A 6547-nucleotide genomic window follows, 5' to 3' on the forward strand; every position below is an offset into this window, starting at 1 on the left:
GCAAATGGCAAATTAAAAAGAGCTGCAAGATTAATGTATTTTGATGAGAATGTTACCAAAGGTTTTGACTGGGGTTATGAAGGTAAAACTTTTACTGGTGTTAAATCTAAAATGGAGGTTTTTACACATATTTTAGAAAATAATATTGGTGAATCTTACCAAGTACAATCATTACCTAAAAATGAAATGGAAACTATGATTGTACCTGTTGGAATTACAGCAGATGCTGGTAAAATAACATTCTCTGCAGAAGCAACGAATTTACCTAATGGTTTAAAAGTATTTTTAGAAGATAGAGAAAATGGTACGTTTACTAGATTAGATGAAACTAATACTGATTACACTGTAACTTTAACTGAAAAAACAGATGGTGTTGGACGTTTCTATTTACATACTAAATCATCAGCATTAAGTACGGAATCTTTTAAAATGGATAATATTAGCATGTACCCAACAAATACCACTAACTTAAGAATAGTAGGTTTATCTCAAGGTAAAGCCAACATAAAATTATTCAACATTTTAGGAAAACAAGTGGTAAACAAAAGCTTCAGCTCTAATGGTGCATATGATGTTACACTTCCAAAATTAACTACTGGAGTTTATATTGCGCAACTAGAAAATGAAAATGGAAAAATTAGTAAGAAAATTATACTAGAATAATTAATAGCTTAAAGAATTAGATCATGAAAAATACTAAAGAATCTCAAGAAATTACTCGTAAAGAAGCCATTAAAAAAATAGGAAACTATGGTAAATATGCAGCATTAACTGCATTAGGTACTTATATGATATTAAATCCTCAAAAATCTCAAGCTGCATCTGTACCTCAGGATCCAGGAGAAGGATTTTAAACTTACATGATAATGTTTACTTAAAACGAGCTACTTTTTTAAAGTAGCTCGTTTTTTTTCAGTGCTATAATCTACTTAAATTTTTAGAATGAATTAAAAAAAAATCGCCTAAAAAAATGATTTTAAGACGACTTTTTTGATGGACTGCTAAAATTTTATTTAGCTCTTATTATTACATCACCATTAAAGTTTTTAAATAGTATTTCTGGTCCTCCACCATTAATGGAACCTGTAATCCATTTTTCAACTTTTACTCTATACGCATCGCCTCTGCTATCACTACCTTTTGTTATTTTTGCGCGAGATGGTTTTGCTTTCAAATCAAAATCGGTATAAATTTCTCCACGATCTGATTTAACTTTTATATCTGCTTTTAACGATTTTGGAAAAGTAATGTCAATATCGCCATTTAAACTACTAAATGCCATGGCTACCTCTGGTGTAACCTCAATAAAATTGATAGTTATATCTTTATTTAAAGCATCTGCACTTACAGAACCACTAATATCTTTTAACGTAATTGAACCATTAATGTTACTTACATCCATGGTACCATTAACATTTTCAACATAAATATTTCCTTTATTAATTGTAGATATTTTTAGCGAAAAATTCTTTGGCACTTCAATTTCAAAATCAGTAGTTCCTTGAGGTGTACTTTCAATATGTATCACATTATCATACTCTTCAGCACTAAATTCTAATGAATTATTTGAAATTCTTTTTAATCCGTTTACATCATTTTTACTTGTTTTTCTTCCACTATAATAAGGTTTCTTGCCCTCTCTTTTAATTCCCTTAACAATTACCTCTTTGGTATCTGTACCTTTTACACTGATAGATCCATTTATAATACCCATTTTTAAAAACCCTTCTTTTGCAGTATCTGTTAAAGGTATTTTTACAGTTTCTTGTGCTGTTACTTGCATACAGCATATAAAAAGTAAAATTAATGCTGCTTGTTGTATATTTTGTAGTGTCATAATTATATTCTTTTTAAGATTGCATCACCATTTAACTGATTAAAATGTAGATGTACATTTCCTTTACCTATTTTAAAATGCTTGTTTGAGTTTACTTTATACTTGGTTCCTTTATTTTTTCTTTCTGATGTTGTTTTTATAATTGGTTTTGTTTTTTCAACATCAAAATTGGTGTAAAAATTACCATTCATTGTTTTGTAGCTGATGCTTGCATCTAAATCATTTTTAAATAAAATATTAATATCTCCATTTAATGAATTATAAAAACTTTCCTCTGTTGGGTTTTTACTATATGTAATGTTAATATCTTTATTTAAAGCATTAACATCTGTTTTTCCTGATACATTTTTCATATCAATAGCCCCATTAATATTACGAACAAGCAATAATTTTCCATGAACATTTGTAATGTAGATATTTCCATTATTTACAGTTTTTACATCTAAACCAGTATTTTTCGGAACTTTAATTTTAAAATCTAAATTATAACTATACATCCTTTTTTTTCTATGAGGATAACTTTTACGGTAATTATAACCAAATTCTCTATAATCAAACTTACCCGTCTTTGTATCGAAATGAGTAAAAGGAGAATCTAAATACACATATATTGCATCTCTATTTTGGTTAGATTTTATTCCGATTTCATCTTTACCCATTTGTAAATCTTCTTGTGTATTTGCAGTAACTATTTTTGTAACTTCAACTTGGATGGTGATACCATTATAACCTTCTACATCAATAGAACCAAAGACGTTATCAACCACTAAGATGTTGTCTGGTGAATTGGAGTTAACTTGATATTCTTTGATAATTTTTTCTATCGATTTTAGTTTTTTGTCTTCCTGATATTTTTGTGCATTTACTTTTGATATTAAACAAAATAATGCCACTGTTATCATTAATTGTATTGTTTTCATTTGTGTTTATTTTGATGTTTGACTATTGTTTTCTTTGTAAAAAGCTTGCCTAGGATATGCCAGTTACATCAAAAATTTATTTATATGATACTTTGAATACTTTCTTTTATTTTTTCTTTAGCACTAGAATTCACATCCTTTTTTTGAATTAAATTCTCGAACGATTTCACGGCTTTTTTTTCTTGTAATATCACCATTAAATCTGCCAATTCCATTTGTACTAAAGGTGAGGATTGATTGGCAATTGAAGCTATTAAACCCTCTCTAACTATTGGAATTTCTGTATACTTTTTTAAAGCTTGTAGTGCTGATAATCTTACATTTACATTCTCGTCTTTATTTAAAGTTGAAAATAACGCGTTAATAATTTTTTCAGTAACCGAACTTAATTTATTCACCTCGCTTACAGCCTGTAAACGTTTGGTTGCAGAAGATTGATTTAACAGTGTTAAAACCAATTGAGAGCGCACAATTTCCGTTTCTTTTTGTGCAACTTCTATGGTTTGTATTGATGAATTTGTATTAACCTTAAAACCATTACCCACAAAAAAACCAACCGTTAAAATAGCGAATGTATACGCAAATTGTTTTACTGGTTTTAAAGTGAAAAAATGTTGCAATTTTTCAAAAAAAGAAATCTTGTTCGCTTTTTCTTCTTCGGCTTTAAGCATGCTGAAAAAATTCATATCCATTGAGGTGGAATGCAATGGAACGTTTTCGGTACTTTGATTCCATAAGAATTTTGCGGTTTCAAACGCTTCATTAAATTCGGGTTTTTTCTTTAAAAAAACTTCGAAATCAATTCTTTTATCTTCGGATAAATTTTCTGATAAATAATCTACAATACTATTTTCAAATTCTTTATAATCCATTGTTATGCATTTTCTAAGGTTAGATAAATTTGTTTTAAATCTTGCAGTGCTCTATGCACTTTAGTTCTTGCTGCACCTTCTGTACAACCTACAATTTCACCTACTTCTTTATATTTTAATTCTTTTAGTTTGCTTAAAACAATCAACTCTTTTTTTGCATGAGGCAATTTGGCTATGGCTCTTTTTAAATTGATTTTATTTTCGCTGATTTCTAATTCATTTTCAAAATTTTTATCGCTCTCTATATAAAATGAAACATCTTCTATGTCTTTATGATTTTCTTTTTTTACTTTTTTAAATTCGTCATACATTTCATTTCTAGCAATCTGGAAAATCCATGTAATGAATTTACTATCTTCAGAAAATGTGTGCTTATATTTTAGTATCCTGATAAAAACATTTTGTACTAAATCTTCACTTACACTTGCGTTTTTATTCATTTGATAAAAGAAACCAAACAATCGTTTTTTGTAACGTTTATAGAGCAAACCCAATTGATGGATTTCACCATTTTTTACTTTAAGCATTAATACGTTATCTGATAATGAATTCAATTTTTATGGTTTGGTTGGTGTTCTGAACAGATATACTCTTTATTTTTTTAAACGTTACAAAAGTTACCATAAAATTTTTTAAAAGATTAAAAAAAAAGAGATCCCATTTCTGAAATCTCTTTTTTATTATAAAAAATGTAACATTGTTACTACTCTAAAGCACCTAAATAACGTTCAGCATCTAAAGCAGCCATACAGCCTGTACCTGCAGCAGTTACTGCTTGTCTGTATTCTTTATCTTGTATATCACCAGCAGCAAAAACTCCAGGTAAATTTGTTTTTGTTGTTTTTCCTTTGGTGATTAAATATCCTGTTTCGTCCATATCTAAAGCACCTTTAAATAAATCTGAATTTGGAGTATGCCCAATAGCTATAAAAACTCCTGTTACAGGTATTTCAAACTTTTCTTTTGTTTGATTATTTACAGCTCGCACACCTTCAACAACATTTCCACCTAAAACCTCATCTACTTCAGTGTTATATAACAACTCAATATTTTCTGTTTTATCTACTCTATGTTGCATAGCTTTAGAAGCTTTCATGTAATCTTTACGTACTAAAAGGTATACTTTTTTACAAATATTTGCCAAATACGTTGCTTCTTCAGCTGCAGTGTCTCCACCACCAACAACTACAACATCTTGTCCTTTATAAAAGAAACCATCGCAAGTAGCACACGCAGAAACTCCACCACCAATTAAACGTTGTTCACTCTCTAAACCTAAATATTTTGCAGTTGCTCCAGTACTAATAATAATAGTTTCTGCTTCTATATGTTTAGATTCATCAACTACAACCTTATGAATTCCACCAACTTCTTTGCTTAAATCAACAGAAGTTACCATTCCGAATCGCACGTCAGTTCCAAAACGTTCTGCCTGATGTTTTAAATCCATCATCATTGCAGTACCATCAGTTCCATCTTTATAGCCAGGAAAATTATCAACCTCTGTAGTGGTAGTTAACTGGCCTCCCATTTGCATACCTGTATACATTATTGGTTTCATGTCTGCCCTAGCTGCATAAATGGCTGCTGTATAACCTGCTGGACCAGAACCAATAATTAAACATTTAATTTTTTCAATAGTATCTGACATAGTCTTTCTTAAAATTTAGAGTACAAATGTATTTTTTTTGATTGATTTACCATACAATTATGAATGAATAATCTTAATTTGTGAATAACAAAAATTGATGAAAGTTTTGAAAAGAAACCTGGTTTATTTTTTTTCAATTTTTATAACCTCTTCTTCAGTTATCATTTTTGGATTTTTATTTCCCCAAGAATTGGTAATATAGTTCATAACATCTGCAACTTCATCTTCATACAAGCCCAAACTAGCCATTATACCTTTATATTCTACATCATTCACAACTATTTTGCCACGAATACCGTATTTTACAGCTCTTATACTTTCTTCTCGATTCTGCATTAAATAATCAGATTTCGCTAAGGGAGGATACACTTTTGGAACTCCTTCTCCATTTGGTAAATGACAGGTAGCACACATATCAGAGTATACCTCTTTACCTCTTTTCATACTTTTTTGAAGCTCAGTTTCTTGATTTACAGTATTATAAATTTCACTATCATTGTTTGTTGATAGAAAAAATATATTTAAAACGATTAATAAACTTAAAATCTTCATATTAATTAGGTATTATTTTTACGATTCCTGTACCTTCTATACCAACATACAAATAGCCATCTTTTCCTTGTTCTATAGAACGAACTCTTCCTAAACCTTCTACGATTTTTTCTTCTTTAACAACTTTACCTTTTTCTAAATAACAATTGGCAACATATTTAAATTTTAAAGATCCTATTAATACATTTCCTTTCCATTCTGGGTATTTATCAGAATTTACAAAAGCCATTCCACTAGGTGCAATTGATGGGTCCCAATAATGAAGTGGTTGCTCCATACCTTCTTTTTCAGTAATGTCTGTAAATTTTGTTCCAGAATAATTAATTCCATAACTAATTACTGGCCAACCGTAATTTTTTCCTTTTTGAATAATGTTAATCTCATCTCCTCCTTTTGGTCCATGTTCATGCGCCCAAATTTCACCTGTAAAAGGATTTGTTTCCATACCTTGTGGATTTCGATTTCCGTACGTAAAAATAGCTTCTTTTGCATTTTCTACTCCAACAAAAGGATTATCATTTGGAATACTACCATCATCATTTAATCTATAAATTTTACCACAATCTCTGGTAATATCTTGCGGATTTTCATCTCTACTTCCTCTATCACCTATTGAAAAATAGATTCTATTTTCTGAATCAAAAGCAATTCTTGAACCAAAATGTTGCCCTTTTCTGCTATTTGGATATGCTTTGTATAATACTTTTTGATCTGA

General features: G+C 29.5%; 9 protein-coding genes. 2 read left to right on the top strand and 7 right to left on the bottom strand.

All coding sequences use genetic code 11. The annotated features are described in order from the left end of the window. Both ACTG3V_RS14690 and ACTG3V_RS14695 read left to right on the top strand, forming a co-directional pair. Positions 1–663, top strand: a 663-nt coding sequence (locus ACTG3V_RS14690; protein WP_439132928.1) for a T9SS type A sorting domain-containing protein, incomplete at its 5' end; no start/stop codon positions are given. A gap of 23 nt (positions 664–686) precedes the next feature. Further along, positions 687–854, top strand: a complete 168-nt coding sequence (locus tag ACTG3V_RS14695; protein WP_439132929.1) for a hypothetical protein — start codon at positions 687–689, stop codon at positions 852–854. A gap of 155 nt (positions 855–1009) precedes the next feature. On the opposite strand, the gene ACTG3V_RS14700 is transcribed toward ACTG3V_RS14695, so the two are convergent. From ACTG3V_RS14700 to ACTG3V_RS14730, 7 genes are all read right to left on the bottom strand, one after another. Next, positions 1010–1837 carry a DUF4097 family beta strand repeat-containing protein gene (locus ACTG3V_RS14700; protein WP_439132930.1) on the bottom strand — a complete coding sequence of 276 codons (828 nt, stop codon included), beginning with the start codon at positions 1835–1837 and terminating at the stop codon, positions 1010–1012. A 2-nt stretch (positions 1838–1839) separates the two neighbouring features. After that, complete coding sequence (locus tag ACTG3V_RS14705) at positions 1840–2757, bottom strand: DUF4097 family beta strand repeat-containing protein (RefSeq protein ID WP_439132931.1); 918 nt, start codon at positions 2755–2757, stop codon at positions 1840–1842. 80 nt (positions 2758–2837) lie between these two features. After that, positions 2838–3629: a hypothetical protein gene (locus tag ACTG3V_RS14710; protein WP_439132932.1), complete on the bottom strand. Its 792-nt coding sequence runs from the start codon at positions 3627–3629 to the stop codon at positions 2838–2840. Positions 3630–3631: 2 nt separating this feature from the next. Beyond that, complete coding sequence (locus ACTG3V_RS14715) at positions 3632–4183, bottom strand: RNA polymerase sigma factor (RefSeq protein WP_439132933.1); 552 nt, start codon at positions 4181–4183, stop codon at positions 3632–3634. A 149-nt stretch (positions 4184–4332) separates the two neighbouring features. After that, positions 4333–5280, bottom strand: a complete 948-nt coding sequence (trxB, locus tag ACTG3V_RS14720; RefSeq protein ID WP_439132934.1) for a thioredoxin-disulfide reductase — start codon at positions 5278–5280, stop codon at positions 4333–4335. A 123-nt stretch (positions 5281–5403) separates the two neighbouring features. Then, the gene (locus ACTG3V_RS14725) at positions 5404–5832 is read right to left on the bottom strand and encodes a c-type cytochrome (RefSeq protein ID WP_439132935.1); all 429 of its coding nucleotides are present in this window, start codon (positions 5830–5832) and stop codon (positions 5404–5406) included. A 1-nt stretch (position 5833) separates the two neighbouring features. Then, on the bottom strand, positions 5834–6547 hold a 714-nt coding region (locus ACTG3V_RS14730; RefSeq protein ID WP_439132936.1), incomplete at its 5' end, for a PQQ-dependent sugar dehydrogenase.

Origin of the sequence: Polaribacter sp., from assembly GCF_965660385.1 — a bacterium.
Lineage (GTDB): Bacteria > Bacteroidota > Bacteroidia > Flavobacteriales > Flavobacteriaceae > Polaribacter.

Excerpts from the sequence above, each read along its gene's own strand:
- ACTG3V_RS14695 (WP_439132929.1), top strand. The coding sequence starts at position 687 with ATGAAAAATACTAAAGAATCTCAAGAAATTACTCGTAAAGAAGCCATT.
- ACTG3V_RS14700 (WP_439132930.1), bottom strand. The coding sequence starts at position 1,837 with ATGACACTACAAAATATACAACAAGCAGCATTAATTTTACTTTTTATA.
- ACTG3V_RS14705 (WP_439132931.1), bottom strand. The coding sequence starts at position 2,757 with ATGAAAACAATACAATTAATGATAACAGTGGCATTATTTTGTTTAATA.
- ACTG3V_RS14710 (WP_439132932.1), bottom strand. The coding sequence starts at position 3,629 with ATGGATTATAAAGAATTTGAAAATAGTATTGTAGATTATTTATCAGAA.
- trxB (WP_439132934.1), bottom strand. The coding sequence starts at position 5,280 with ATGTCAGATACTATTGAAAAAATTAAATGTTTAATTATTGGTTCTGGT.
- ACTG3V_RS14725 (WP_439132935.1), bottom strand. The coding sequence starts at position 5,832 with ATGAAGATTTTAAGTTTATTAATCGTTTTAAATATATTTTTTCTATCA.